This window comes from Shimia sp. R11_0 (assembly GCF_017744035.1).
Taxonomy (GTDB): Bacteria; Pseudomonadota; Alphaproteobacteria; order Rhodobacterales; family Rhodobacteraceae; genus Shimia; species Shimia marina.
Map to the genome: position 1 here is coordinate 259292 of NZ_JAGHQY010000001.1, position 25625 is coordinate 284916.

Here is a 25625-nt window from a genome sequence, read left to right on the forward strand (position 1 = left end):
CAAAGGGCGCGTTTATGACGCGTCCTTTTGGTAGTGCGCAAACAGTTCTTTCATATGGCTGGCCATGTCTTTGGGGGCCATGGCAGAGCGCCAATAGGCGTCCATGTCGATCCGACCTTCCAAGAGCGCGGTCAAACGGTCCTGAAACTGCGCTTCATTTCCGGCCTCAAAGACCATGTCCGGGCAATTTGCGAGCTCTTTGGCACCACCCATATGGGAGGTCAAAAGGGGGATGTGGCGCGCGTGCATTTCAATCGCGACTTGGGGCAGATTATCGTGCCACAACACCGGGATCACGCCCACATCCACTTTTTCCAAAAGCGTATCGAGATCATCATGGTGATAGCCATCCATATGGGTGACCTCTGCGAGATGGGTTTGCAGCGCCTGTAAACGCTGCATGGTTTCCGCATCACCGCGCCGTGCCGCAACGGTCAGATGAATGCGCTGTGCCGTCTCTTTGGGCAGGTTTTCCAGCGCGGACAGCATAAAGTAAAACCCCTTGTCCCGGCGCATGTACCCCAGATACGCCAGCGTCAAACCACCATCTGTAGCAACAGGACCAGAGTGGGGTTTGGTACGTTGAAACTCCTGCGCTTCACGGGTGCCAATATAGTTTGTATGCACCAGGTGTGGCGCAATTCCATAGTGTTTTGCCAAATCTGACACCGCATCGGACACACAGAGCACCCTGTCACAATGTGCATTGATCAGGGCAATAAACCGAGATCGCCGCTCCACAAAGCCCTGTGCAGTTTCATGGGGGGGCTCAAGCTTAAGAGAGGTCGATTTTCCCAAACCGCGCACCGTGCGCAGCACACGCACCGCGCGCCGCGCCAACCGCATGGTCCAGGTAAAACAAAACTTGAACGTCCAACTGTCAGGGTGCAGACCCGCTTTTTTGAGCCGATAAGACAACCCATTCGCAATGCGCAAATGCTTAGGATTATGTTGCCCATGAAGACAATCTGCACAGTTCATCCCTGCATTAAAGTCCTCACAGGTTTCACGCTCCTGATGCCACAAATTTACCTGTGGGCAAGCAAAGTAATAGTTGTGAAGCGACAGTATGATGCGCGTCTGGGGCCAAATTTCTTTGATCTTCAACACGGAGGCAGGGATACCCTCAAGATTGTTGAAATGGATCACATCATAAGGCCCGGTCGCATTCACAAAATCTATGAAGGCCTCCGTTGTGGCCTCATGATCCACCTGTGAAGGATCGCCAAAAGAATGATGGCTGGGTGCCAAAACACCGGAGTTGATCAGATCATACCGGCGCGTATCAGAAGGGCCTGTCTGCGTCGCTTCCCAGCGCGGTTTCCCTCCGAACAGATCATAAGAAATACCCGCGCTCAGAAAGACCTCTTGCACCTCGCAATTCTGCTTGAGAGACGACATCACGTTGGCTTGATAAACAGTCACCCCACCGCCGCGTTTTTCTGGATCGAGGTAGTCGACCCAATTGTAATACAAAATTTTCAAATGTCGTTCCCAGTACGTCTTAAATTCAAAAGGTCCGGCTCACTTCGAACTGAGGCCCTAAACGCCGGATTGAACCAGCAGCATCACCAAGACAAATCCCCACAATCTAGAAATCAAACACCGCATTAAAAACACCTAGCAATCTCAAGATTTGGATCTCGCCCGCTGGACCAGATCAAGGTGCATTTCAATCGCTTCCTCAACATCTTCAAAATACTGCAATTGACCGTTGTTCAGTACGAGGCCGCGATCACAGAATTGGCGAACCTGACCCATTTCGTGACTGACCATTATGGCGCCAGAGTGTTTCATGCGCTCAACAAACACCTCTCTGCTTTTCGCTCGAAACGCCGCATCCCCAACTGCAGTGACCTCATCGACCAGATAGGTATCAAACTGAATCCCCATCGATGCCCCAAAGGTCAAACGCGATCGCATGCCAGATGAATAGGTCCGCACCGGCATGTGAAAATGTCGGCCAAGCTCCGTGAAGTCATCAACAAATTGCACCAGAGTATCCGTATCCACGCCGTAAATACGGGCGATGAAACGCACATTTTGCGCCCCGGTGAGTTCGCCATGAAATGAGCCGCCAAAACCCACAGGCCATGAGATGGACCCATCGCTCACCACACGGCCAGATGTTGGCCGCATTGTCCCTGCTATGATTTGCAAAAGCGTGGATTTGCCCGCACCATTGCGGCCCAGAAGCGCAAGAGCACATCCACTGGGCAATTCCATATTCAAATCGTCGATCACAACGTTTCTGACACCGCGCATGTCAAAACTCTTGGAAAGATGTTCAAACCTTAGCATGTTTCACATCTCTCAGCTGCGATCACGAATGGCGTAGTAAACCAATGCCATGACCCCCCAACTCAGAGTGAGGAACAGAGCCATAAGCGCCACGATAACGGCACGACGCGGATATTCACTGGTCTCCGCCATGGTGGGTTGGATGTAAGTCGCAAGGTACCGGCTCTGGCGTTCTGCTTTAGCACGCGCCACGTCTACGGCCCCAAGCGCGGCGCGGTAGGTCTCTTCTGAGAACTCACGATCCACAACCAAACCCTCATATTCTGCAATCAGATCAGGGTAGTCTTCCTCACCGGCCCCCGTTTCAATGGACGCAGATGCAAAAGCCTCACGTTCAAGCTTGATCCGCTCCTGAATCACCTCAATGCGACGTTGGGACTGAACCAAACGCGGATCCGTCACCTTGGCTGTCTGACGTACCAGATCATATTCGATGAGCGCCTCTGCGAGCTGCTGCTGCAGATTGTTGAGCACACCCATGCGGCCTTCGATATCGGTATCCGGATCAACGATGCGTGTCCGCGTACGGAATGCATTGATGGCTTCACGCGCCTGTTTCAAACGCTCAACAGCTTCATCAAGATCACGCCGCGCATAGCGCATAGCATCTTCGCGCGCCTGATTGTTGAGAGCATTGATCATCAACTGACTCTCATCGACAATCACAGAAGCAATGGCATGGGCCGTTTCCGGATCAAAAGCGAGCACCTGTAGTTCGATCAAACCGGAGCTGCTGTTGTAAGAAATTCTGACGATCCGCTGCCAGAACCATTCGAGATCTTCAATGCTGGCGTCTGGCCAAAGAGAGAACACCGGGTCCTTTTCCCAATACCTAGAATAGTGTTCGCGCAACCCGACCCTTTCCTCGACACTGCGCACCATGCTCTGGCTCAAAATAAACTCGTAGAGAATATCACCATCGCGCGAGCTTGACGTGCTGGCAATTTGCGCAAGCCCGCCCAAAAGTTCCTGCGCCCCTGCGGATTCTTCCTGACGCACGGTGAAACCTGTCACCGAGCTATATTGATCTTCTGCAATACCCCAAAGGTAGTAAACGGTTGCAGCCAAAGGCAAGAAAACCAATAAGAAAAAGGAAAATATCAACCCAAAGTGACGCCGCTTCAGCCCCGCCGGTTCGGCGTATGGGTAGGACTTTGCCTGCTCTTTTGGCTTGGGCGACTCTACCTTTTGAGGCGTGGCAACCTGAGAAGCCCCTTGTTGTTTTTTGGCCCACTGCCCCTGTTTGGCCTGGCCTGCGCGCTGACCCTGCGGCCTCGACTTGTTTGCACCAGCTTGTTGAGGTTTCTGTGCATTTTGGGCCGGCTTTTGCCAAGTCTGTTTTGCGGTATGCGGGTTCTGACCGCCCTGTTGCTTGGAAGGTGCATTCGGTCGCGATACTGCACCGTCTGATTTTTCATCGGTTTGAAGGCGCTCAGGGTTAGAGGCTCCTTCGACCCCTTGTGCAGCGCGCTTTTGCTCTTTGCCTTTGGACCCGTCTGCCATTATGTGCTTTCTAAAGAATGACTATTCAAATTTATGTACGTTACTTACATACTGCATTTTCCAGATGCCAGCACAGGAATGTTTTCACATGTCCGCTGACCAAGCCCAATCCCTGCCTCCAGTGCAAAGACCCGCTCAAGGCGTAAAACGCAGCTTTGCATCTTTTCGCGCCATTTCCGCTCTGATTCTGCGTGAAATGTCGACGCGCTATGGAAGATCACCAGGCGGATATGTTTGGGCGATCATGGAACCTTTGGGCGGTATTCTGCTTCTCTCACTCGGATTTTCTCTGGTGATGCGCACCCCGGATCTGGGGAACAGTTTTTTGCTTTTCTACGCCACGGGTGTGCTACCGTTTAGTCTCTATGTAACACTTTCCGGAAATGTGATGCGCAGCCTTTTGTTCTCCAAGTCGCTGCTCCAATATCCGGCGGTCACTTGGGCTGACGCGGTCATCGCCCGTTTCATACTGACTGCGCTGACCCAACTCATGGTCATGTTCATTTTGATTGCTGGCATTCTTCTGGTGACAAAAACACGCGTGATTTTAGAATTTAACCCCATCGTCATATCAGTTCTGTTGTCGATGTTGTTGGGAACGGGAGTCGGGGTGCTTAACTGCGCGATGTTTGGGCTGTTCCCAGTTTGGGCGCAAGTCTGGAGCATCGTTAACCGACCACTGTTTATTGCGTCCGGGATTTTCTTTCTTATCGATAACATGCCTAGCGCAGTACAAAATGTGCTTTGGTGGAACCCGGTTGCCCATGTCGTGTCTCTCATGCGGACGGGTTTCTATCCCACATACCGAACCGAATTTGTAAACATCACATTTGTTTTAACCGTTGGCATTGTCACACTGTTCTTGGGTATTGTTTTAGTGAAGCGCTACCATCGCGACATCCTCAACAACAGATAACCGTCATTTCTGTGATGCCCAGCGCAGCACCTGATCATGTTCCACATTGGTATGTTTGCGCAGCCCGTCTTTCACAGCCTGCCACATCAGGCGCAGAAAAATGCGTCTCTCACCACCGTGCGTGCGGATTTTAAGAAACCACTTGGGCAGAATAATCAGCAGCACAGGCCAAAACATCCAGCCTGCTGCGAGCCGATAGAGCAGCATTAAGTTCCGATGATAGTAATATACTTTCCAAAGAGGCCGGAAGCGGCCCCGTTGGCCGGCGAATGTAGAGCAATCGTGTTCGAATTGAACGGAGGGTTCAAAGCCAATTCGGCCACCAAGGTTGGTGAGCCCTAGAGTATAGATTCCATCATCTCCGTACAGGAACAAATCTGGATTGGGATATCCAATTTTTTCAACGGCTTGCCGGGAAATAAAAAACCCTACGAACGAGGTTACATCAATCGGTTGCCCCTGATCTGAGGCATAATCTTCGGCCCGCAGATGAAAGCCACCGCGCCCTCCCCGTAAAGTGCGGAAAAACTCAGCACGATGCCAGAAAGGATTGCGCGATGGGCGGTTCATTTCGCAAATCTCGCCAGATGGAAAATACACTGCAGAGGCGATGCCATCCCATTTTGACAGATCCAGCCGATGGAAGGCCGCGAAAGCTCCAGGTCTGGGACGCCCGTCGTCATCCATCACAACAAGCCAATCCGGATCACAGTCTTGCATCGCCCGACGCATGCCGGCCTCAAAGCCACCCGCACCGCCGCCGTTTTTATTCAGACGTTCTATATAAACTCTTGGGTCAGAGACTGTTTCAAGCCATTCCTGCGTGCCATCGTTGGAGGCATTGTCTGCTACGACAATCGCAGAAAGGTGCTCCGCAGGGGACTCCAGAAGTCGTGTAATCGTGATCTTAAGCTGTTCTAGCCTGTTGTAGGTCACTACCACTGCGACGAGGCGCAATCTGTGCGTTTCATCTGTCATAAGGGAGCTCCGCAGAGGCGCTCTCCATAGAGAAGCCTCTAAAATCAATCAAACGTATATCTAATTAAACTTTGTAAAAAGTGACAAAAACTCAGTCTCTTGATAGATTTACGCAAACCTACAGGAGAAGTGCAAGCATGCATGTTGAGGAGACCGCGATTGCCGGTTTGAAAGTGCTCACACCACGGCGCTTTGGGGATTCACGTGGTTTTTTTTCCGAAAGCTGGAACAAAAAGACTTTGTCAGATCACGGCATTGATCTGGAGTTTGTGCAGGACAACCATTCCCTTTCTGCAAAAGCTGGCACGGTACGGGGCCTGCACTTTCAGGCGCCCCCACATGCGCAGGCCAAGTTAGTGCGCTGCGGACGCGGGGCGTTGTTGGATGTGGCTGTGGACATTCGCTTGAACTCTCCGACCTATGGGCGTTGGTTTGCGGTGGAATTGAGCGCTCAGAACGGGCGGCAGATTTTGATACCGGCGGGCTTTGCGCATGGATTTGTCACTTTGGTGGAAGACACTGAAATCATTTATAAATGCACCGATTACTATGCGCCGGACTGTGATCGGTCGTTACGGTTTGATGATCCTGATCTTGCCATTGACTGGGGTCTGCGCCGCGAAGAGGCCATCCTATCGGAAAAGGATGCTATGGCACCGGCGCTTTCAGACATCAAAAGCCCATTTGAATGGGGAGTAAGCTATTGAAATTACTAGTAACAGGCGGAGCCGGCTTCATTGGATCCGCCGTGGTACGACTGGCCATCGCACGCGGCCATGAGGTGATCAATCTGGATGCGCTGACCTATGCCGCCTGTCTGGAAAACTTGCGCAGTGTGGATCAGGATCCAAAGTACCACTTTATCGAAGGCGATATCTGCAATTTAGCCTTATTAGAGACTATTTTTGCCACACACGAACCAGATGCCGTGATGCATCTGGCGGCGGAGAGTCATGTCGACCGTTCCATTGATGGGCCCGGAGCTTTTGTGCAAACCAATGTGCTCGGCACCTATAATTTGCTTCAGGCGGCACGTGGGTATTGGGAGCAGAAAAACCGCCCTAACACGTTCATATTTCACCATATTTCCACAGATGAGGTCTATGGATCCCTAGGCGCAGAAGGGCAGTTTACCGAAGAGACGCCCTATGCGCCAAACAGCCCTTATTCGGCCTCCAAAGCCTCCTCGGATCATATGGTCCGCGCCTGGGGGGAAACATATGGCCTGCCCTATGTGCTGACCAATTGTTCAAACAACTATGGCCCCTATCATTTTCCTGAGAAACTGATCCCGGTGGTGATCCTTAATGCATTGGCAGAAAAGGATATTCCTGTTTACGGGCAAGGGTTGAATGTGCGGGATTGGCTTTATGTCGAAGACCATGCCGATGCACTTCTGACCGTACTGCAGAAGGGGGACATCGGGCGCACGTATAATATTGGCGGCGAGAATGAGGCGCGCAATATTGATCTGGTGGAAATGATCTGTGCCATATTGGATCGGCTGCGCCCACAAAATAGACCCTATTCCAGCCTAATTCGCTTTGTTGAAGATCGCCCCGGACATGATCTGCGCTATGCCATTGATCCGAGCCGGATGCGCAAGGAGCTGGGCTGGCGCCCTTCTGTGACGCTTGAGGAAGGGCTTGAAAAAACCGTGCAGTGGTATCTGGACAATGAAGACTGGTGGCAACCTCTGTTGCAGCGCAGCGGCGTTGGCACCCGTCTTGGCGCTGGCAGAGGCAGCGCCCCAAAGCCCGCGCGTTAAGATATCGACTCAGGTAAAATCACGCATCGGTAAAGCGTCGGTATTCCAACGGTATTGCGTCGGTGGAAAAACGCCCATGTTGATAAGCGCCCAATCGTTACCCCACCCTGCGTAGGTTTAAGGCAAAATAAACACTTTCTGCGAGGTCTTGGGATGGCGCGCGGCGCAGATTGCACTCTTGCGACAAGGCGCTACTGTCTTGAAAACACAAAAGGTGAGGCGCATGAAACTACTGGTCTTCGGTCACAGCGGACAGGTGGCACAGGCATTGCGCGCGCGCGCCTCAGGCAGTCTCACCATTGAACCCCTGCCCCGTGCGCAGGCGGATCTGGCACAGCCCGGCGCCTGCGCCGCGCGGATTGCACAGAGTGATGCGGATGCGGTGATCAACGCCGCCGCCTATACCGCCGTGGATCAGGCGGAACATGAGCTGGCGCTGGCGATGCAGATCAATGGGCGCGCGCCGGGGGAGATGGCAGAGGCCGCGGCGCAAAAAGGGATCCCGTTTCTGCATATCTCATCCGATTATGTTTTTGACGGAACGGGGCACAGCCCGTGGCAGGAAACGGCACAGACCGGGCCGATCAATGCCTATGGGCGCAGCAAGCTGGCCGGTGAAGAGGCCGTATGCAAGGCGGGTGGGCAGCATGCGATCCTGCGCACCTCCTGGGTGTTTTCCGAAACCGGCGCAAATTTTGTGAAGACCATGCTGCGCCTTTCACAAACGCGGGACGCGCTCACCATCGTGGGGGATCAGGTGGGTGGGCCAACCGCCGCAAGCGATATTGCCGCTGCGCTGATCACGATGGCAACGCAGATGTGTGGCACGCCTGCGCTGCGCGGCACCTATCACTATGCAGGAGCCCCAAGCGTGAGCTGGGCCGGGTTTGCCCGCGAGATTTTCGCCAAAGCTGCGCGCCCGGTCACGGTGACGGAGATCCCTTCGACAGAGTATCCCACACCGGCAAAACGCCCGCTGAATTCCCGGCTGGATTGTGCCAAGATAGAGACAGATTTTAAGATTACGCCTCCAGATTGGGGGGCAGAATTGGATCGTGTGATCCCACTATTGTTGAAAGAGATGACATGAGCGCACGTAAAGGCATTATTCTGGCCGGCGGCACGGGCACGCGGCTGTATCCGATCACCATTGGCGTCTCCAAACAGCTTGTGCCGATCTATGACAAGCCGATGATTTATTACCCGCTGAGCGTTTTAATGTTGGCCGGTATTCGCGATATTGCGGTGATCACCACGCCGCAGGATCAGGATCAGTTTCAGCGCACCTTGGGGGATGGCAGCCAATGGGGGCTGTCGCTGACCTATATTGAACAGCCCAGCCCCGATGGGTTGGCGCAGGCCTATCTTCTGGCCGAAGAGTTTCTGAACGGGGCGCCAAGCGCCATGGTTCTGGGGGACAATATCTTCTTTGGGCATGGGTTGCCCAAACAGCTGGCCACGGCGGATGCCCGCACGGAGGGCGGCACGGTGTTTGGCTATCGCGTGGCCGATCCGGAACGCTATGGGGTGGTGGATTTTGCCGAAGACGGCAGCGTGCGCCATATTGTTGAAAAGCCCAGCAAAGCGCCCTCGCCTTATGCGGTGACCGGGCTTTATTTTCTGGATGGCACCGCGCCAGAACGCGCGCGGCAGGTCACCCCCAGTGCGCGCGGCGAGCTGGAAATCACCGCGCTCTTGGAAATGTATCTGAAAGACGGCGCGCTGCATGTGGAGCAGATGGGGCGCGGCTATGCCTGGCTGGACACGGGCACCCATGCTTCGCTTCTGGATGCGGGGAATTTTGTGCGCACCCTGTCAGAGCGTCAGGGGCAGCAGGTGGGCTGCCCGGAAGAGATCGCCTGGGCACAGGGCTGGATCAGTGATGCGCAATTGCGCGCCCGTGCGGAAGCTTTTGGCAAAAACAACTATGGTGCCTATCTGCACGCCCTGCTCGAGCCGTGAGCGCCATTGACAGAACGGTGTGTCAGGCGGCATCTGAAACCTGAGGCGCGTGAGATTTTGCGCCATGATATTTGAGAGATGCCTTTAGATGACTTGGAAAATCCTGTCCTCCCAGCAGTTGATGAAACGTCCGCCGTTTCTGGAGATTGAACAGCAACAGGTGGAGGTGCGCCCGGGCCAGATCGTGGATGATTTCTATCAGGTGCATCTGATGGATTTTGCTTTGGTGATCCCGTTTCTGGAAGATGGCCGTGTCGAGGTGATCCGCCAGTACAAACATGGGCCACGGCGTGAGGTTCTGGGATTTCCTGCCGGACATGTGGATCCGGGCGAGGAACCGGGGCCAGCCGCGACGCGGGAATTGCTGGAGGAGACCGGGCTTGCGCCTGCGCAGATGCGGCATCTGGGATCATATGTGGATCACGGCAATGCGCGGGTCTGTCAGGGGCATTATTATGTGGCGCAGGGCTGTCGCCGGGCGGCGCGGCCTGATCCCGGCGATCTGGAAGACTTTGCCTATGAAACACTGACGCCGCAGGAGATCGACGCGGCGATCAAAGCTGGGGATTTTGGTGTGATGCACCATGTGGCGGCCTGGGGCCTGTGGAAGATCCACAACAGTTAAAGGTGGTCACTTGCCGCCAGAAGCTCGGCTTTGCTTAGGGTGAACTCTGAAGCAATCCATTGGGCCTCAAGCGCCTTGAGCGCCTTACCCAGTGCGGCCCCCTGAAAACGGTCCATCAGATCGGCCGGACGGATCGGAAAGCTGGCTGCGCTGCCCTGTTGCGCCGCAATGAGCGCGTCTGGCATCAGGGGCAGTTCCAGCATGGCGGCCCGCAGCAACAGAATGGACACTGCGGTGTCATGGCCGTGTCTGTAGCCAAGCACGCCGGGGGTGTCGGTGCTTTCCACGCCTGCGTGCAGCAGGTCGCGCTGACGGGCGGCTTTCTTGGACAGGCGCAGGGCTTCGGACAGGTCCGCACCGCCCAGTGCGGTCAGACGGCGGATGGGATCGGGGAGCAGGCCAATACTGCTTTCCAAATGCACCAGAGGCGCAAGCGCGCGATCATGGGCACCGGGCAGAAGGTTTCCCAAGACACCGGTGCTGCGCATTGCGGCAACGGCGGGGGCCGGATCGGGCGCGCCCAGAAGCTTCATCATTTCGCTGCCCACCCGCTCTTTGGACAGGGACGCCAGACCGTCGGTATTGGCGGCAATCGCCGCCAGCGCCTCAGGATCCATGCCCTCAGCGGGGTCGCCATAATAGGCATGAAAACGGAAGTAGCGCAGAATGCGCAGGTAGTCTTCGCGGATGCGGTCTTCGGCGTTATCAATAAAGCGCAGGCGGCGCGCCTTAAGATCAGACAACCCGCCGAGCGGATCCACCACTGTGCCGTCAGAACGGGCATAAAGCGCGTTCATGGTGAAATCACGGCGGTGGGCGTCATCTTCGACATGATCGGAGAAAGCCACCACAGCGCGGCGGCCATCGGTTTCTACATCGCGGCGGAAAGTGGTGATCTCATGCGGAATGTCCTTGGCCACGACGGTGACAGTGCCATGTTCAATGCCGGTGGGAATGGCGTTGAGCCCGGCGGCTTTGGCAAGTTCCATCACCCGTTCCGGGCGCGCATCGGTGGAGATGTCGATGTCATTGACCGGCACGTGCAAAAGCGCGTTGCGCACGCAACCGCCCACCAGAAGCGCCTGATGCCCATGTGTCTCTAACATGGCGCAAACCGCCTGAGTTGGAGCCGCAGTCAGCCAATCACCGGAAACTTTCATTGACCTGCCACCCGTTCTGCGAGGCCGCGCAGAATGCGCGCGGTGGCCCCCCAGATGTAATAGGGGCCAAAGGGCACCGTATAGTAGTGGCGTCGTTGTCCCTGCCAGCGGCGAGATTGCAAGGAAAACCGCACCGGATCGGTCACATGAGACAGCGGGACAGAAAAGACCTCTTCGACCTCACCGGGTTCCGGGATCACGTCAAATGTGTCTCTAACAAGGCCTAAAACCGGCGTCACAAGGAAACTGGTGACCGTTTCATGGGTGGGCAGAGTGCCGAGCACTTCGACGTTTTCGGAGGGCAGACCAATCTCTTCGCGCGCCTCACGCAGAGCGGCGGCGATGACATCTGCATCCGCCTCATCCTGTTTGCCACCGGGAAAGGCGATCTGACCCGGATGGTGTTTGAGATGGCTGGCGCGTTTCGTGAGGATCACCTGCGGGGTGCCCGCTTTGATCTCTATTGGCACAAGCACGCCAGCGGGGCGCAGCTTGCGACCTTTGGGCAGAACAACATCAGGATTGAGATCAAAATCAGAAGAGGCCGCGCTGTCGCGTGACAGCGCGGCCTTAAGGAGGTGACGCGGATCAGACGCCTGCGGCATCTGAGCTGCGATCTTTGGGCGGCATGCCAACCGTGGTTGGATCCATATCGTAATGGGCACCACAGAACTGACAGTCAGCGGTGACGCGGCCCTCTGGCGTGGTCATTTTCTCAATGTCGCGCGCCGAGTAGATCGAGAGCGACTGGCGCACACGTTCCTCTGAGCAGGTGCAACCAAATTTCACCGACTGCGCATCATAGACACGCGGCTCTTCCTCGTGGAACAGGCGCACCAGAAGATCGGTAGGCGGCACGGAGGGCCCGATCATTTCCAGATCTTCGACCGTGTCGAGCAGGATGTTGGCGCGATTCCAGTTCTCTGCGTCATCTTCATTGACCACATCTTTGGCCAGAAGATAGCCGCTTTCGCCGCTGCCCCCTTCCCCAGAGATCTCAGGGCTGGCCTTGGGCATATGTTGCAACATGATGCCGCCGGCGCGCCAATGTTCACCAACGCCGGGCTCAATCGACTTGCCAAACTTCAGCGAAAAGCGCGTCGCCAGCTGTTCAGATTGCGCAAAATAAGCCTCAGCGGAGGCCTGAAGCGACCCGCCCACAAGGCCGGAGATGCCCTGATAGGGTTTCATGCCATCCCCTTGGTCGATCAGCAGCGCAAAATAGCCATTGCCAAGCTGCTCAAAGGGGGTGCCCTCAGTCAGGCGCTCTTCGTCAAAGCTTGCATAGGCGCGGATGCGGGCGATCTCACCCTCATTCTGCGGCGCATAGTAATCGGTGGCGATCATGCGCACCGGCCCGTTGGTCTGCACCTGCAGCGACAGCTTCCAGCGCAGGCTGATGGTTTGCCCGATCAGCGCGGTCAGAAGGGCCATTTCTGCGACCAGTGCCTCGACCTTTTCCGGGTAGGCATGCTGTTTGAGCACGCCGGAGAGCACGCCATCAAGACGGGCCACGCGCCCGCGAATATCAGATTTGTCCAGCTGGAACGGCAGCACTGTGTCGTCCCAGGCAATTTTGCTTTCAGCTTTCATGGGGTTTCCTTATCGGCCTTCCCTTGCCATACCGCGACTATATAGGGCCAGCAAGGGCGACAAAAAGGGGTTTCACATATGATACCACGTTTCGGCACGCCACCGGAGAGAAACGAGCACTATAAGCTGCGGGCCGGGGCCTATGCGATTTTGCTGCGCGGTGATCAGATGCTGGTGACCCATCAGGCCGCACCAACCCCGGAATTCCAACTGCCCGGTGGAGGCATTGATCCGGGGGAAAGCCCGGTGGTTGCCCTGATGCGGGAGGTGTTTGAGGAGACCGGATACCGGATTTCAAAGCCGCGCCGACTGGGTGCCTTTCGCCGGTTCACCTATATGCCGGACTATGACCTTTGGGCAGAAAAGCTCTGTGCCATCTATCTGGCCACACCAACGCTGCGCATTGGCCCGCCCAGCGAGCCGGGGCATGACGCGGTCTGGATGGATGTTGAGATGGCGGTGGCACAGCTCGGCAATGCCGGAGATCGCCATTTTGCCGCCCGTTTCCTACGTTAAGTCCACGCAGAGAAAAACGATTTAGTCTTTGTATTCCATAAGGATACCAGACACGTCATCTGGGAACCCTTTGCCACCGGAAAATTCATCCAGCTTCCAGACCATGGCCTGTAGCGTGCTTTCCAGATCATGCTGATAGAGCTCTTTCAGCAGGGTTTCCAAGCCGGTTTCCCCCAACATGCCGGTGCCCATATCCGGGCATTCGGTGACCCCGTCAGACAGAAGGAACAGACGATCACCGGGATTGAGCTTCAGCGTAAACTGCGCAAACTCGCCACCCGGAATAAGCCCCACCGGAAGACCGCCCGGACCGTCCTGTTCGATGGTGCCATCGGCACGCTGCACCACAGGATGCGGGTGCCCGGCCTGACAGAGGATGACCTCACCGGTTTGCAGATTCACATCCGCAAGCAGCATGGTGAAGTAATGTTCGGTCTCCATCTCATCGAGGATGATTTCATTAAGACGCGCCACCACCTGTTCCGGGGGATGGTGGGTGTGGGTGCCATCGGGCAGCACCTGAATGGCAATATTGTTTTCCGGAGAGCTGCCGGACAGATAGCCCGCCAACCGCGCGGTGATCAGAGCAGAGCTGATTCCGTGACCGGAAACGTCGATGGCATAGAGCCCAATCCGGGTTTCTGAAATTTTGTAATGGCCGACCAGATCGCCGCCGACATGGCCGGAAGATTGCAGCAGCAAAGAGACCGCTGCGTGATCGAAAGTGCGGAACCGCTCAGGCACAAGAGACTGCTGCAGCTTTTTGGCGGCCAGCAGGTCGTTATCAAGCGAATCATACAGACGCTGAAGCTCATCGAGCGTTTCAGAAATCATCTTGTTCTTGTCGGTCAGCTCGCGCTGCATGCGCAGAATACGCTCGGCGGCGGAAATCCGGGCGCGCAGCTCATAGCCGTTGACCGGCTTGGTCAGGAAGTCATCGGCACCGGCATCAAAGCCCTGTGCCACTTCCGTCTTTTCACTCTTGGACGTGAGGAGGATGAAATAGCCATAGGCTTCGGTCTTCAACTCGCGGAACGCACGGCAGAACTCAAGACCGGACATGCCGGGCATCATCCAGTCAGACAGGATCAGATCCGGCGGATCTTCGCGACAGATATCCAAGGCTTCCTGCCCTGAGGCGGCTTCGATCACATCATAGCCGTCGCGTTTGAGAGACAGGCTGAGAATGCGCCGCTGCACGCGGCTGTCATCCACGAGAAGCACACGTTTGATCACCCCGGCTTCAGGGGCGCCAGTTTCAGCGGATTGAACAGACGTGGAAGACAAAACTTCGGAGCCTTTACACATGGTTTTCACTTATTGACACAGATACCTACAATCTTGCTACTTAACATGCCGTCAAAAGTAAAAATGAGATAGTTCAAATTCTATCAGATAGGATTTGTTAACACTTTTTTGCCAATGTGGGCCGCGGAATAGTGAGGAAGTACCCATGATTGACTGGGATAGAGTAGACGAGCTGCGTGAAGAAATTGGCTCTGAAGACTTCGGGGAAGTCGTCGACCTCTTCTTGGACGAGGTAGAAGAAGTGATTGATCGCCTGCGCGATGGTCCCAAAATGGAGGATCTGGAAGCGGATCTGCACTTCCTGAAGGGCGGTGCGCTCAACCTCGGATTCCGTGCGTTTTCGCAATTGTGCCAGGCCGGCGAAGCGGCGGCGGCGGCAGGGAAGGCCGACACCGTCGATGTGGATGCGATTCTGGATGCCTTTGCCGAAAGCAAGGACGTGTTCGCACAGAAGCTCGCAGCTGCCTGACAGCACTCACCCCTGCCAATCTTTTGTCGCCATGCATGACCTTGGGCCTGCGTGGTGTTTTGCAATACGCATAGCATCGCCCGAAGGCAGAGGCCTACAAAACAAACTGCCCGAGCGTTTCATCATTGGTGATGTCGGTGAACGTCATCCCCGCAGCGGCGATACGTTCAAAAAGCGCTTCGAAGTTCTCAGGTTTTGAGGTCTCGATCCCAATCAGCACCGACCCAAAGTTGCGGGCGGATTTCTTGAGATACTCAAAGCGGGCGATGTCATCTTCGGGCCCCAGCGTTTCCAGAAAATCGCGCAGCGCGCCGGGGCGCTGTGGCATGCGCAGGATGAAGTATTTCTTCACACCGGAATAGCGCTGTGCGCGTTCTTTCACCTCTGGCAGGCGTTCAAAATCAAAGTTGCCGCCGGAGGTCACGCAGACCACGGTTTTGCCCCTGATCTGATCCGCCACATCGGTGAGCACGTCAACCGCCAGCGCGCCTGCGGGTTCCAGAACGATGCCCTCCACATTCAGCATTTCCAGCATTGTGGCACAGATGCGATCCTCGGGGGCGGCGAGCACATGCGCAGGGTCCATGGTCGCAAGGCGAGCGAAGGTCTTGTCGCCAATGCGCGCCACCGCAGCGCCATCCACAAAGCTGTCGACATGGGCCAGCGTGACCGGATGCGTGGCATCCAGCGCCGCGGCGAGGCTCATGCCGCCTTCTGGTTCCACCAAAGTGTAATCCGTCGTCGCGCCGAAATAACTGTAGATGCCGGAGGAGAGCCCACCGCCGCCCACAGGGAGGATGATGTGATCAGGCGCGCGGCCCAGTTGGGCTTCGATTTCCACCGCCACAGACGCCTGACCTTCGATCACATTCTCATCGTCAAAGGGGGACAGGAAGGCAGCTCCTGCCTCGGCACAATAGCTCTGCGCGGCGGCCAGCGTGTCGTCAAAATAGTCTCCAACAAGGCGGATTTCGACGTTCTCGCCACCAAAGACCTGTGTCTTGAAAATCTTCTGCTGCGGCGTGGTGACCGGCATGAAGATCACCCCCTGCACATCAAAGTGCTTGCACATAAAGGCCACGCCCTGTGCGTGATTGCCGGCGCTGGCGCAGACAAAAATCCGTTGATCTGGATCGGTGGCGCGGCATTTGCGCATGGCATTGAAGGCACCGCGTAGCTTGTAGGAGCGCACGGGCGTCAGGTCTTCGCGCTTGAGCCAGATGTCGGCACCAAAGCGGGCAGAGAGGTGGGCATTCAGCTGCAGAGGCGTGGCGGGAAAAACGCTGCGCATGGCGGCTTCGGCAGTGCGGGCACATTTACGAAATTCGCTCATGTGCCCTCAGTGGCCCAAGCCGCCGCTTTTGGCAAGGGGCGGTTGCCCAGATCAGTCGACAGAGCGGCCTTCGATGAAGTGGCCATGCAAGGTGGTCAGCACGCTGATATTAAGCAGAGTGGCCAACACAGCTGCGGCAACTGAGAAGATCGCAGATAGCGGAGCAAACAGAAGGGTCGTCAGAGAGACGGGAAGCTGAAGCAGGATCTGGAACCCAATCAAAGACAGCAGAAGCAGGAGGAAACTGCCGCCAAAGCCTTTTGTCGCCTCAAAGGCCTGCACAATGGAAATCGGTGCGCCGATGGCAGCGGCAGGCAGCAGAATGGACAGGCGCATGTAGCTCACAATCAGAAGAAAATAGACCGGTAGACCGATCAGAATGGCAATGAGCAGGCTGGCCTCTACAAAAGACACCAGAAGAACACCAACCGGTAAGCCCACAACGATAGCCAAAAGCGTAATCTTCAGCATTTGCCACCAGTAAGAGAAGATCCGCCCCATGTTGAAAGGGGGGATCCAGCCCTGCGGTATCTCCTCCAGAAGGACAAACCGGTGCCAGGCCACAATGCTCCATGTTGCAACGATCGCGTAAAAGATCATCACGGAAAAGATGGCCAGACCGATACCGGAACCAACGGGACCTGAGGCTTCGAGCCGATCTGCAAAGACTGCGATAAACGCAACGATGCCCAGAATGCCGACTATGGTTGGCACCAGAAAGATGCGCAGAACTTCGCGCCAGTTGCCAAAAATCATGCGCAGCGCATGTTTGAAAAGTTTCCAACCCAGCATAAAGACCTCTTTGGGATGCGTGTTTTGTAAATTATCGCTCTTGTGGCAGGTTTATGTAGCGCAAGACAAGCCCGTTAAGCCCATATAAAACAGCGATTTTGTGACATCAGTCGAGGGAGCGACCTTCGATGTAGTGGCCATAGAGTGTTGTGAGGATACTGATGTTCAACACGCCCAAGAATGCGGACAAGACAACACTGACGACCAAAGCCAAAACTTCACTTCCGCCTTCCAAACCTTGCACCAAAATCTCCGTTCCGCTTTGGAGCAATCCGATGAGGATCAACAAGACCAAGAACGACCAAAAGGCCCCTCTTGTCGCGTCGAACGCCTGAGAGATTTTTATAGGATTTCCAACAGCGGCGGCAGGCAGCACAATAGAAACCTGTAACCACAAAACGCCTAGAAAGATAAACAGTGGAATAGCCAGAACCGCTACGAGCGTTACGATATTGGCGGCCTGCGCGACAAAGAAAAACAATGCGACCAAAACGATCACCGCCATAGCCAAAAGCGAAATGATGAACGCATTCCATAGGTAAGAAGCCATTGGATTTAACTGAAGTGGCGGTATCCAACCGGTTGGATATTCCTCCAAAACAACAAATCGATGCCATGCGACCACGGTCCACAGCAAAACAAACACAAACAATGCTGCGATGAGAGACAGCGTCAGAATCTGAGCGCCTGTTCCACCTCTCAGTATCACTCCAAATATAAACACTAGCGCGGCTGCGCCAAGAACAGCAAGAAGCGAGGGGACCAAAAATATCTTGAGCGCTTCTAACCAGTTTCTCAAAACCATGTTCAGCGCGTGTTTGAACAGCTTCCACCCCTGCATCCAGTACCTCTTAAAGATAGTATTTTTCATCAATTTCACCCTCTTCTGACAGACCCCACCCAACAAAAGCAAGCCTAGGCCCCCCGTCACCTTGCCCCGGAGGACAAAACCCGCTATCGCGCGAGCGTTATATGGACGAAGGGAAAAGACATGTCGGCTCCGAAGAAAGTTGTGCTGGCCTATTCCGGTGGCCTGGATACCTCGATCATCCTGAAATGGCTGCAAACCGAATATGGCTGTGAGGTGGTGACCTTCACCGCGGATCTGGGTCAGGGCGAAGAGCTTGAACCCGCCCGCAAGAAGGCTGAGCTGCTGGGCATCAAACCTGAGAACATCTATATTGAAGATGTCCGAGAAGAGTTTGTGCGCGACTTTGTGTTCCCGATGTTCCGCGCAAATGCGGTCTATGAAGGTCTCTATCTGCTGGGCACCTCGATTGCGCGCCCGCTGATCTCCAAACGTCTGATTGAGATCGCAGAAGCAACCGGTGCCGATGCTGTTGCCCACGGGGCAACCGGCAAAGGCAACGATCAGGTGCGCTTTGAGCTGGCGGCCTATGCGCTGAACCCGGACATCAAGGTGATTGCGCCGTGGCGTGAGTGGGATCTGTCGAGCCGCACCAAGCTGATCGACTTTGCCGAACAGCACCAAATCCCGATCGCCAAGGACAAACGCGGCGAAGCGCCTTTCTCTGTGGATGCGAACCTGTTGCATACTTCTTCGGAAGGCAAGGTGCTGGAAGATCCAGCTGTGGCGGCACCGGATTACGTCTATCAGCGCACCGTGCATCCTGAAGACGCGCCCAATGAGCCTGAGTTCATCGAAATCGGCTTTGAAAAAGGTGACGCGGTCAGCATCAATGGCGAGGCGATGAGCCCGGCCACCATCCTGACCAAGCTGAACGAATATGGCGGCAAACACGGCATTGGCCGTCTGGACCTCGTGGAAGGCCGGTTTGTGGGCATGAAATCCCGCGGCATCTATGAAACGCCGGGCGGCACTGTGCTGCTTGAGGCGCACCGTGGCATTGAGTCCATCACCATGGATCGGGGCGCGATGCACCTGAAAGATGAGCTGATGCCGAAATATGCAGAGCTGATCTACAACGGTTTCTGGTACAGCCCAGAGCGGGAAATGCTGCAGGCGGCGATCGACAAGAGCCAAGAGCATGTCACCGGCACCGTGCGCGTGAAACTCTATAAAGGCAGCGCCACCACCGTGGGCCGCTGGTCTGAGTATTCGCTCTATTCCGAGGAACATGTGACCTTTGAAGATGATGCGGGCGCCTATGATCAGAAAGACGCCGCAGGCTTCATCCAGCTGCAGGCCCTGCGTCTGAAGCTGATCGCGATGCGCAACAAACGCACCGACAGCTGACCTCACGCATTTTGCTTTTGGAAAAGCCCGCCTATTTCGGCGGGCTTTTTCTTTGGCGACTATCCGCATTAGGTTGCGGAATTACATCACGGTTTCAGATATTTAAGCCCACAGAGCTTTCACCTTCTAATGCGGAAGGCTTGCGTTATGTTGAGTGAAAACAATCAATAGGCGTTTAGATGAATAGTGTTGAGAATTTTGAATTTCGCGGTAGCGCGAAAGAGTATTTTGGGATCTGGATTGTAAATGTCCTGTTGTCGATTGTGACCCTGGGCATCTATTCCGCATGGGCTAAGGTACGGACAAAGAAGTATTTTTATCAGAACACCTATGTAGCCGGGCGCAATTTTGACTATCACGCCACTGGCAAAACCATCCTGATTGGGCGGCTGATTGTGGTTGCGGCGTTTGTTGTCTATTCGATCGTGTCAACAGTGCTGCCTCCGCTCGGTGCGCTTATGGCGTTGGGGATTTTTGTAATGTTCCCCTATCTGATTTACCGCAGCGCGCGGTTTAATGCCCGCAACAGCAGCTGGTCCAACGTGCGGTTCAATTTTGTGGGCGAGGTTGGCGGCGCCTATAGGGTCTATATGGGTCTGCCGATTTTGGTCGCTCTCACGCTTTATACAACCTTCCCCTTCCTGTCGCGTGCAACGCAGCGCTATGGCATTGGCGGGCACACGCTTGGCAATACGCGCTTTGAATTCGACAGCGCTATTGGCCCCTTTTACAAAGCCTTTCTGGTAGCGGCAGTGTTTGTTGTCGGTGGTTTTGTTGGGTTCTTTGCTGTGGCTGCTGGCGGATCCACGGCCACGGTAAATCCAGCCATGTTTGCGCTCGGCTATCTCATTTTGCTGCCTGCTATAGTGATTGGCTCCGTGCTTTATCAGGCAATGATCCGCAACCATGTCTATGCCAATACCAAGCTTGGCAACCACGCTTTCAGCTCCACAGTCACCGTGGGTGGCATGCTGGCCCTGATCATCACAAACCTGCTGATCACCATGTTCTCTCTGGGTCTTCTGCTGCCCTGGGCGCAAGTGCGGCTGCATCGCTATATGGCGAACAACACGCAGGCGTTGCCCAATGGTTCGATTGATGATTTCCACGGTCAGTTGATCGAGGATCAGGGGGCCATTGGCGACGCCTATTCCGATATCGAAGGTGTTGATCTGGGCATTGCCATCTGATGGAGATCGGCGCGCAAACGGTTCAGGGAGTCGGGTTTTATCCCGGCTCCTCGCGTCGTTTTGAGGCGCATGTCACGGTTGACCCAACGGCAGATACGGTGCGGTTGATCGATGCTGAGACCGGGAAGTTCCTGCTGATCTGTGCGCTTTCTGCGGTGACCGTGGACAAGGCAGCGGGCCAAGGTCCGCGTCAGATTTATTTGCCTGACAACTGGCTTCTACAGATTGAGGTGCCAGAAGATGTGGCCATTTTTGGTGAAGCCCCGCGCAATCAGCTTTTGCGCCATTTCGAAGAGGTCCGACCACGTTTGATCGCGGTGGTTGCGGTGGCGGTAATGGCCACTTGGCTGGTGTGGAAATATGGGCTGACGGTGATTGTGGCGGTGGCGGTCTATATGACGCCGGAAAACCTGCGCGATTATATGGATCGTGGCACGATGCAAAGCATCGATTTTGTACTGGCGGATGCGACAAATCTGAGTACATCAGAGCAGGAGAAGGTGCGTAAGATTTTTGACAACATTGTCGCACAGGTTCCCCAAAAACAGCAGCGTATCCGTCGTTTTGACCTCCTGTTTCGCGATGTTGAAGGGATGGGGCCAAATGCATTTGCCCTGCCTGGTGGGACCATTGTGGTCACCGATCAGCTTGTTCAGGAATTTGGCACTGATCAGGATGTAATAGCCGGGATCATTGGGCATGAGCTGGCGCATACATTGCAGGATCATGGGCTCAAACAGCTTTATCGCGGACTGTCGATCTATGTGCTTCTGGCGATGATCGCCGGGGATCTGGGACCGGTGCTTGAAGACATTGCGCTTGAGGGACAGGTTTTTGTGCGATTGGCATTTTCTCGTGCACATGAGGCAGAGGCGGATCGGATTGGAGTGCGGCTGGCCACAGAGGCTGGATATGACGGCAAAGGGCTGGCGCGGTTTTTTGAGACCTTGCAGAGCGAGCAACTGGACCTGCCGTGGTTATCGACACATCCATCTTTTGAACGCCGTATCAAAGAGATAAGCGAACAGAACTGACCAGCATTCCACGCCCTTGGGCCCCGCCAGCGAAGGCAAAAACTTCTTTGAGAAGTGGGGGTGGACGTCTAGCGTTTCAAAAAGACTTTTGAACATGAGACATTAAATGCCGGGAGGGCATCCAAGATGGGGACAATCTCACATCTGTTGAGGATCATTTGGGTGGTGCTCCTCACCGCAGGGTTTGGTTTTGCACAGGACGCTCCTACGCCGGAGCCAGAAACGCCATCTGTAGCAGATGAGACCTATATTCAGACGGTCGAAGTGGATGGCGAGCCGCTGTTTGCGGTGCGGGGCTCCACGGCGCTGCCGGCTGAGGAACGGGCCGCGCTTGTGGCCAAACGGATTGTCGATATTGCCACGCGAAGTGAAGCCAAAGACGTGGTGATGCGCATTGAGCGCAGCGAGCTGGGGCAATCCATTTTTGCCGACAACACCATGGTATCTGTCACAACTCAGGCGGATGCCGTCTTTGAGAAGATGGATGTGGATGTGCTGGCGGCGTTGCATGCCGAAGCCATCAAGGCGGCCATTCTGGATTATCGGGCCAACCGCACGGATGAGGCATTTTCCCACAGCACTCTGACGGCGCTTCTGTGGAGCGGAATTTTTGCGTTCTATTGTATTGTGCTGCTTTGGCTGCGCAAACGGGTGCCCCAGTTTGTGGCCGGTATCGTGGAACAGCGCACGCGGGTGATTCAGGAAGCCACCAAAGACATTGTTCAGAGCCGCGCCGTATCTGACATTGCGAAGTTTGTGATCAGATTGCTGGTGGATGTGACCCTGTTTGCGGGCTTTTACTACTATCTGTCTTTTGTGCTGCACTCCTTTCCAAACACGCGCCCTGTGGCAGAGCTCTTGCTGCGCTATGTGACAGGGCCAATCCTGGGACTGTTGAAAGGGTTTGTGAGTTTTCTGCCCAATCTGATCACGCTGGCGATCATTGCCGCCGTCACCCGCTGGATGATCAAAGGGGTCTATCTCTTTTTTGAAAGTGTGGATCAGGGGGTTGTGGAGCTTAAATCCTTTGAGCGTCACTGGATCTGGCCCACCTATAATCTGATCCGTGGCACGCTGATCCTGACGGCGGCTGTGATTGGATTTCCCTATATTCCCGGATCAGATTCCGCCGCTTTTCAGGGTCTGACCATTCTTGTCGGTGTGATGGTCTCTCTGGGTTCAAACTCGGTGATCTCAAACGTATTGGCCGGGCTGTTTGTGCTCTACAAACGCTCCATGAACATCGGGGATCGGATTCGAGTGGGCGAATACTATGGCGATGTGATGCAGATCAAGCTGATGGAGACCTACCTTAAGTCAGTCAAAAACGAGCTGATCTCGATCCCGAATGCGACGCTGCTGTCCTCTGAGGTGATCAACTATTCCAGCAAAATAGATGGCAAGGGGCTGCTTTTGCACACCACGGTGGGCATTGGTTATGAGGAGCCACGTAAGAAGGTGGAGGCCATGCTGGTGGAAGCGGCGCGGCGCACCAAAGGCCTGAAAAACACTCCCGCACCTTTTGTGCTTGTGACCGGATTGATGGATTTTGCGGTGAACTATCAGATCAATGCTTTCACAACACGCGGGTCTTATCTGCCGCTGCTGCTGAGTGATCTGCATAAGAACATCACCGATGTGTTCAATGAAAACGGTGTACAGATCATGACGCCCCATTATGAGGGCGACACAGCGGACCTTAAGGTATCGGACGAAGACTGGGATGAGCCATTGGCGCACGAACGGATACAGCAGGATGAGCGCCAGGACGGCTGACCGCGTTTGAGGCAAAAGTTAATACTCTTGTAACGACCGCCACGTAACCCTTGCGGCGACGCAGATTCTGCGATCCTTTTTTGGCAGATACAGTTTAGGGGACATACGATGCTTGCAGAGATTACAGAAAAGATGGCGGATGCACTGAAAACGCGCAATTTTGATGGATCGCTGAAATTCGATTGCGGCGATGCTGGTGTGATCGTTCTGGCCGAGGGGACCGCCTCGCAGGAAGATCGCGACACCGATTGCACCGTGGCGATTTCCGAAGCCAATCTGGTGAAGCTGCTGGCAGGGGATCTGAAACCGACCACCGCGCTGATGCTGGGCAAGCTAAAAGTCTCCGGTGATATGGGCACCGCGATGAAACTGGGTCAGTTGCTGAGCTAACTCTCGTCCCTGTGTTTTGGTGGCGGCTAAGACAGCCCGCCAAAGTGTATGAAAGCCCGCAGCCTCCCGCTCGCGGGCTTTTTGTTGGCCATAAATGACGCGGATTTTTGCGCGATGGCCCCCTTTTTCCAATGCTTCGGACGATTGTGGGCGGTAAGGATCAGCCGCAGTTGACAGAGGGCGCGATGCGCGGGCTAACTGCGAAAAATAGATTGGGTTTTATGACTTTGACTTCCGAAACTTGCACAGAGCCAGCCAACGACCAGAGGGCGCGGACCCTGCTGATCCTTGGGGCAAACGGCAAGTTGGGACGACTGATGCGGGCGGCCTGTACCGTGGCCCCAGAGCTGCAGGCAGGATGGCGGATCATTTGGGCCGCACGCCGCGAGGGTGCCGGAATTGATCTGGTTGTGCCCAATGGCGTATTGCCGCCGGATTTTCCCCAAGCCGATGCCGTTCTGGCGCTTTGGGGCGTGGTGCCCGGACAGGGCAATCTTGAGGACAACACCCTGCTGGCACAGCGCGCGCTGGAGGTGGCGCGCGCCTCTGGGGCGCGGCGGGTGCTGCATTGCTCCAGCAGCGCAGTGTACGGCCCCGGGCGCAATTGTGATGAGCAGGCCGCGCTGACCCCTGTGAACGCCTATGGTCTGGCAAAAATTGCGATGGAAGAGCACATTCTGGCGCAGAAACAAGCGGACGCCGAGTGGCCAGAGAGCTGCCTTTTGCGGATCGCAAATGTGGTGGGCGCGGACAGTCTGTTTGCGGCCATGACGCGCGGGGATCCTGTGACACTGGATGCCTTTGAGGTCGGCCAGAGCCCAGTGCGCAGCTATGCCACGCCTGAAATCCTCTGGCAGGCGGTCTGGGCGGCGCTGTCAGCAGAAAGACTGCCAGAGGTGCTGAATGTGGCCGCGGCCAATCCGGTGGCGATGCACCAGCTGCTGGAGGCGGCGCAGCATCGCTTTGTCTGGCAACCCGCGCCTTTCACGGCAGTTGCGGAAGTTTCTATGAATGTGACACGCCTGCAGCGGCTGACCGGGCGGCGGTTGACTGTGCCCCCTGAAGAGATGATCCGACAGTGGCAGATGTTGTGTGAGGAAGAGGTATGATCGGAAAAGACACCACATTTGGGCGACGCATGATGGATTTGGGCTGGGTGCTGCTGCTTCTGGTGGTGTTATGGCCGCTGATGCTCGTGATCGCCGCGATGATCCTGATCCGGGACGGCTGGCCAATTTTCTATGTTTCTGAACGCATGCGCAGCCCGACGCGGGGCTTTATGCTTCTGAAATTTCGCAGCATGTCCAATGTGGACAGCGACAGCGGCGTGTCAGGTGGCGACAAGGCACATCGCATCACCAAGACCGGCCATTTCATGCGCCGCTATCGGCTTGATGAACTGCCGCAGCTTTTCAATATTCTGAAGGGCGACATCAGCTTTGTGGGTCCGCGCCCGCCGCTGCGCCGCTATGTGGAACGGTTTCCGGCGCTCTATGGTGAGGTGCTGAAAGAGCGCCCCGGTGTGACCGGGCTGGCCACATTGATCTATCATCGCACCGAAGAGCGGCTTTTGGCGGATTGTGCGACCCCGGCAGAGACCGAGGCGGTGTATGAGCGTCGCTGCGTGCCACGCAAGGCGCGGCTGGATCTGATCTATGCGCGACGCCGCACGCTGTGTTCCGATCAGCGGCTGACAGTGGCCACCGTGTTTCGCCGCCTGCCACCGGTCTATCGCAAGCGCAATCATCGGTAGGGCGCGGGCTCACCGCGCTTCACCATGGCGTGACAAGTGG

General features: G+C 55.5%; 26 protein-coding genes. 15 read left to right on the forward strand and 11 right to left on the reverse strand.

What is annotated here, in order from left to right; genetic code table 11:
• Positions 1-12 precede the first annotated feature (12 nt).
• The 3 genes from J7382_RS01075 to J7382_RS01085 all read right to left on the reverse strand — a co-directional run bounded on the left by J7382_RS01075 (position 13) and on the right by J7382_RS01085 (position 3369).
• Entirely contained in the window at positions 13-1485 is a 1473-nt protein-coding gene (locus J7382_RS01075) for a glycosyltransferase (RefSeq protein WP_209066527.1), read from the reverse strand.
• A 144-nt stretch (positions 1486-1629) separates the two neighbouring features.
• Positions 1630-2301 carry an ABC transporter ATP-binding protein gene (locus J7382_RS01080; RefSeq protein ID WP_209066528.1) on the reverse strand — a complete coding sequence of 224 codons (672 nt, stop codon included), beginning with the start codon at positions 2299-2301 and terminating at the stop codon, positions 1630-1632.
• Positions 2302-2313: 12 nt separating this feature from the next.
• Complete coding sequence (locus J7382_RS01085) at positions 2314-3369, reverse strand: sugar transporter (protein ID WP_209066529.1); 1056 nt, start codon at positions 3367-3369, stop codon at positions 2314-2316.
• Positions 3370-3892: 523 nt separating this feature from the next.
• Here J7382_RS01085 and J7382_RS01090 point away from each other — a divergent pair.
• Positions 3893-4720 (forward strand): ABC transporter permease, encoded by an 828-nt coding sequence (locus J7382_RS01090; RefSeq protein ID WP_209066531.1) that lies wholly within the window; start codon positions 3893-3895, stop codon positions 4718-4720.
• Positions 4721-4723: 3 nt separating this feature from the next.
• Here J7382_RS01090 and J7382_RS01095 read toward each other — a convergent pair whose 3' ends face one another.
• Positions 4724-5698 carry a glycosyltransferase gene (locus J7382_RS01095; protein ID WP_209066533.1) on the reverse strand — a complete coding sequence of 325 codons (975 nt, stop codon included), beginning with the start codon at positions 5696-5698 and terminating at the stop codon, positions 4724-4726.
• Positions 5699-5835: 137 nt separating this feature from the next.
• On the opposite strand from J7382_RS01095, the gene rfbC reads away from it, so the two are divergent.
• The 5 genes from rfbC (at position 5836) to J7382_RS01120 (ending at position 10053) form a co-directional block, all read left to right on the forward strand.
• The gene (gene rfbC, locus J7382_RS01100; RefSeq protein WP_209066534.1) at positions 5836-6405 is read left to right on the forward strand and encodes a dTDP-4-dehydrorhamnose 3,5-epimerase; all 570 of its coding nucleotides are present in this window, start codon (positions 5836-5838) and stop codon (positions 6403-6405) included.
• A complete protein-coding gene (rfbB, locus tag J7382_RS01105) occupies positions 6402-7466 on the forward strand; it encodes a dTDP-glucose 4,6-dehydratase (protein WP_209066535.1) in 1065 nt (354 codons plus the stop codon). The genes rfbC and rfbB overlap by 4 nt, the downstream gene beginning before the upstream one ends.
• Positions 7467-7689: 223 nt before the next feature.
• A complete protein-coding gene (gene rfbD, locus J7382_RS01110) occupies positions 7690-8556 on the forward strand; it encodes a dTDP-4-dehydrorhamnose reductase (protein WP_209066536.1) in 867 nt (288 codons plus the stop codon).
• Positions 8553-9428 (forward strand): glucose-1-phosphate thymidylyltransferase RfbA, encoded by an 876-nt coding sequence (gene rfbA / locus J7382_RS01115; RefSeq protein WP_209066537.1) that lies wholly within the window; start codon positions 8553-8555, stop codon positions 9426-9428. The genes rfbD and rfbA overlap by 4 nt, the downstream gene beginning before the upstream one ends.
• Positions 9429-9516: 88 nt before the next feature.
• Complete coding sequence (locus tag J7382_RS01120; protein WP_058238795.1) at positions 9517-10053, forward strand: NUDIX hydrolase; 537 nt, start codon at positions 9517-9519, stop codon at positions 10051-10053.
• Here J7382_RS01120 and J7382_RS01125 read toward each other — a convergent pair.
• The 3 genes from J7382_RS01125 to J7382_RS01135 are packed head-to-tail and all read right to left on the reverse strand — an operon-like array spanning position 10050 to position 12806.
• Entirely contained in the window at positions 10050-11213 is a 1164-nt protein-coding gene (locus J7382_RS01125; RefSeq protein ID WP_209066539.1) for a CCA tRNA nucleotidyltransferase, read from the reverse strand. The genes J7382_RS01120 and J7382_RS01125 overlap by 4 nt on opposite strands.
• Positions 11210-11818: a CoA pyrophosphatase gene (locus J7382_RS01130; protein WP_209066540.1), complete on the reverse strand. Its 609-nt coding sequence runs from the start codon at positions 11816-11818 to the stop codon at positions 11210-11212. Before J7382_RS01130 ends, J7382_RS01125 begins: the two co-directional genes overlap by 4 nt.
• On the reverse strand, positions 11802-12806 hold the full coding sequence (locus J7382_RS01135; protein ID WP_058238792.1) for an Hsp33 family molecular chaperone HslO: 1005 nt from the start codon (positions 12804-12806) through the stop codon (positions 11802-11804). Before J7382_RS01135 ends, J7382_RS01130 begins: the two co-directional genes overlap by 17 nt.
• A gap of 78 nt (positions 12807-12884) precedes the next feature.
• On the opposite strand from J7382_RS01135, the gene J7382_RS01140 reads away from it, so the two are divergent.
• Positions 12885-13322, forward strand: a complete 438-nt coding sequence (locus tag J7382_RS01140) for an NUDIX hydrolase (protein WP_209066541.1) — start codon at positions 12885-12887, stop codon at positions 13320-13322.
• A gap of 21 nt (positions 13323-13343) precedes the next feature.
• Here J7382_RS01140 and J7382_RS01145 read toward each other — a convergent pair whose 3' ends face one another.
• The gene (locus tag J7382_RS01145) at positions 13344-14630 is read right to left on the reverse strand and encodes a SpoIIE family protein phosphatase (RefSeq protein ID WP_209066542.1); all 1287 of its coding nucleotides are present in this window, start codon (positions 14628-14630) and stop codon (positions 13344-13346) included.
• Positions 14631-14775: 145 nt separating this feature from the next.
• On the opposite strand from J7382_RS01145, the gene J7382_RS01150 reads away from it, so the two are divergent.
• A complete protein-coding gene (locus J7382_RS01150) occupies positions 14776-15099 on the forward strand; it encodes an Hpt domain-containing protein (RefSeq protein WP_058238790.1) in 324 nt (107 codons plus the stop codon).
• A 94-nt stretch (positions 15100-15193) separates the two neighbouring features.
• Here the strand turns inward: J7382_RS01150 and ilvA are convergent, their stop codons facing one another.
• From ilvA to J7382_RS01165, 3 genes are all read right to left on the reverse strand, one after another.
• Positions 15194-16432, reverse strand: a complete 1239-nt coding sequence (ilvA, locus tag J7382_RS01155) for a threonine ammonia-lyase IlvA (protein ID WP_209066543.1) — start codon at positions 16430-16432, stop codon at positions 15194-15196.
• A 51-nt stretch (positions 16433-16483) separates the two neighbouring features.
• The gene (locus tag J7382_RS01160; RefSeq protein WP_209066544.1) at positions 16484-17224 is read right to left on the reverse strand and encodes a hypothetical protein; all 741 of its coding nucleotides are present in this window, start codon (positions 17222-17224) and stop codon (positions 16484-16486) included.
• A gap of 106 nt (positions 17225-17330) precedes the next feature.
• On the reverse strand, positions 17331-18095 hold the full coding sequence (locus J7382_RS01165; RefSeq protein WP_209066545.1) for a hypothetical protein: 765 nt from the start codon (positions 18093-18095) through the stop codon (positions 17331-17333).
• Between the two features lie 120 nt (positions 18096-18215).
• Here J7382_RS01165 and J7382_RS01170 point away from each other — a divergent pair, with 120 nt between their 5' ends.
• The 7 genes from J7382_RS01170 to J7382_RS01200 all read left to right on the forward strand — a co-directional run bounded on the left by J7382_RS01170 (position 18216) and on the right by J7382_RS01200 (position 25585).
• The gene (locus tag J7382_RS01170) at positions 18216-19442 is read left to right on the forward strand and encodes an argininosuccinate synthase (protein ID WP_058238786.1); all 1227 of its coding nucleotides are present in this window, start codon (positions 18216-18218) and stop codon (positions 19440-19442) included.
• 179 nt (positions 19443-19621) lie between these two features.
• Positions 19622-20632, forward strand: a complete 1011-nt coding sequence (locus tag J7382_RS01175; RefSeq protein ID WP_209066546.1) for a YjgN family protein — start codon at positions 19622-19624, stop codon at positions 20630-20632.
• A complete protein-coding gene (locus J7382_RS01180; protein ID WP_209066547.1) occupies positions 20632-21666 on the forward strand; it encodes a M48 family metallopeptidase in 1035 nt (344 codons plus the stop codon). The genes J7382_RS01175 and J7382_RS01180 overlap by 1 nt, the downstream gene beginning before the upstream one ends.
• Before the next feature lie 126 nt (positions 21667-21792).
• Positions 21793-23442, forward strand: a complete 1650-nt coding sequence (locus tag J7382_RS01185) for a mechanosensitive ion channel domain-containing protein (protein WP_209066548.1) — start codon at positions 21793-21795, stop codon at positions 23440-23442.
• A gap of 108 nt (positions 23443-23550) precedes the next feature.
• Positions 23551-23832 (forward strand): SCP2 sterol-binding domain-containing protein, encoded by a 282-nt coding sequence (locus tag J7382_RS01190; protein ID WP_058238785.1) that lies wholly within the window; start codon positions 23551-23553, stop codon positions 23830-23832.
• A gap of 221 nt (positions 23833-24053) precedes the next feature.
• A complete protein-coding gene (locus J7382_RS01195; RefSeq protein ID WP_209066549.1) occupies positions 24054-24941 on the forward strand; it encodes an NAD(P)-dependent oxidoreductase in 888 nt (295 codons plus the stop codon).
• Positions 24938-25585 (forward strand): sugar transferase, encoded by a 648-nt coding sequence (locus J7382_RS01200; protein WP_209066551.1) that lies wholly within the window; start codon positions 24938-24940, stop codon positions 25583-25585. Before J7382_RS01195 ends, J7382_RS01200 begins: the two co-directional genes overlap by 4 nt.
• Positions 25586-25625 lie beyond the last annotated feature (40 nt).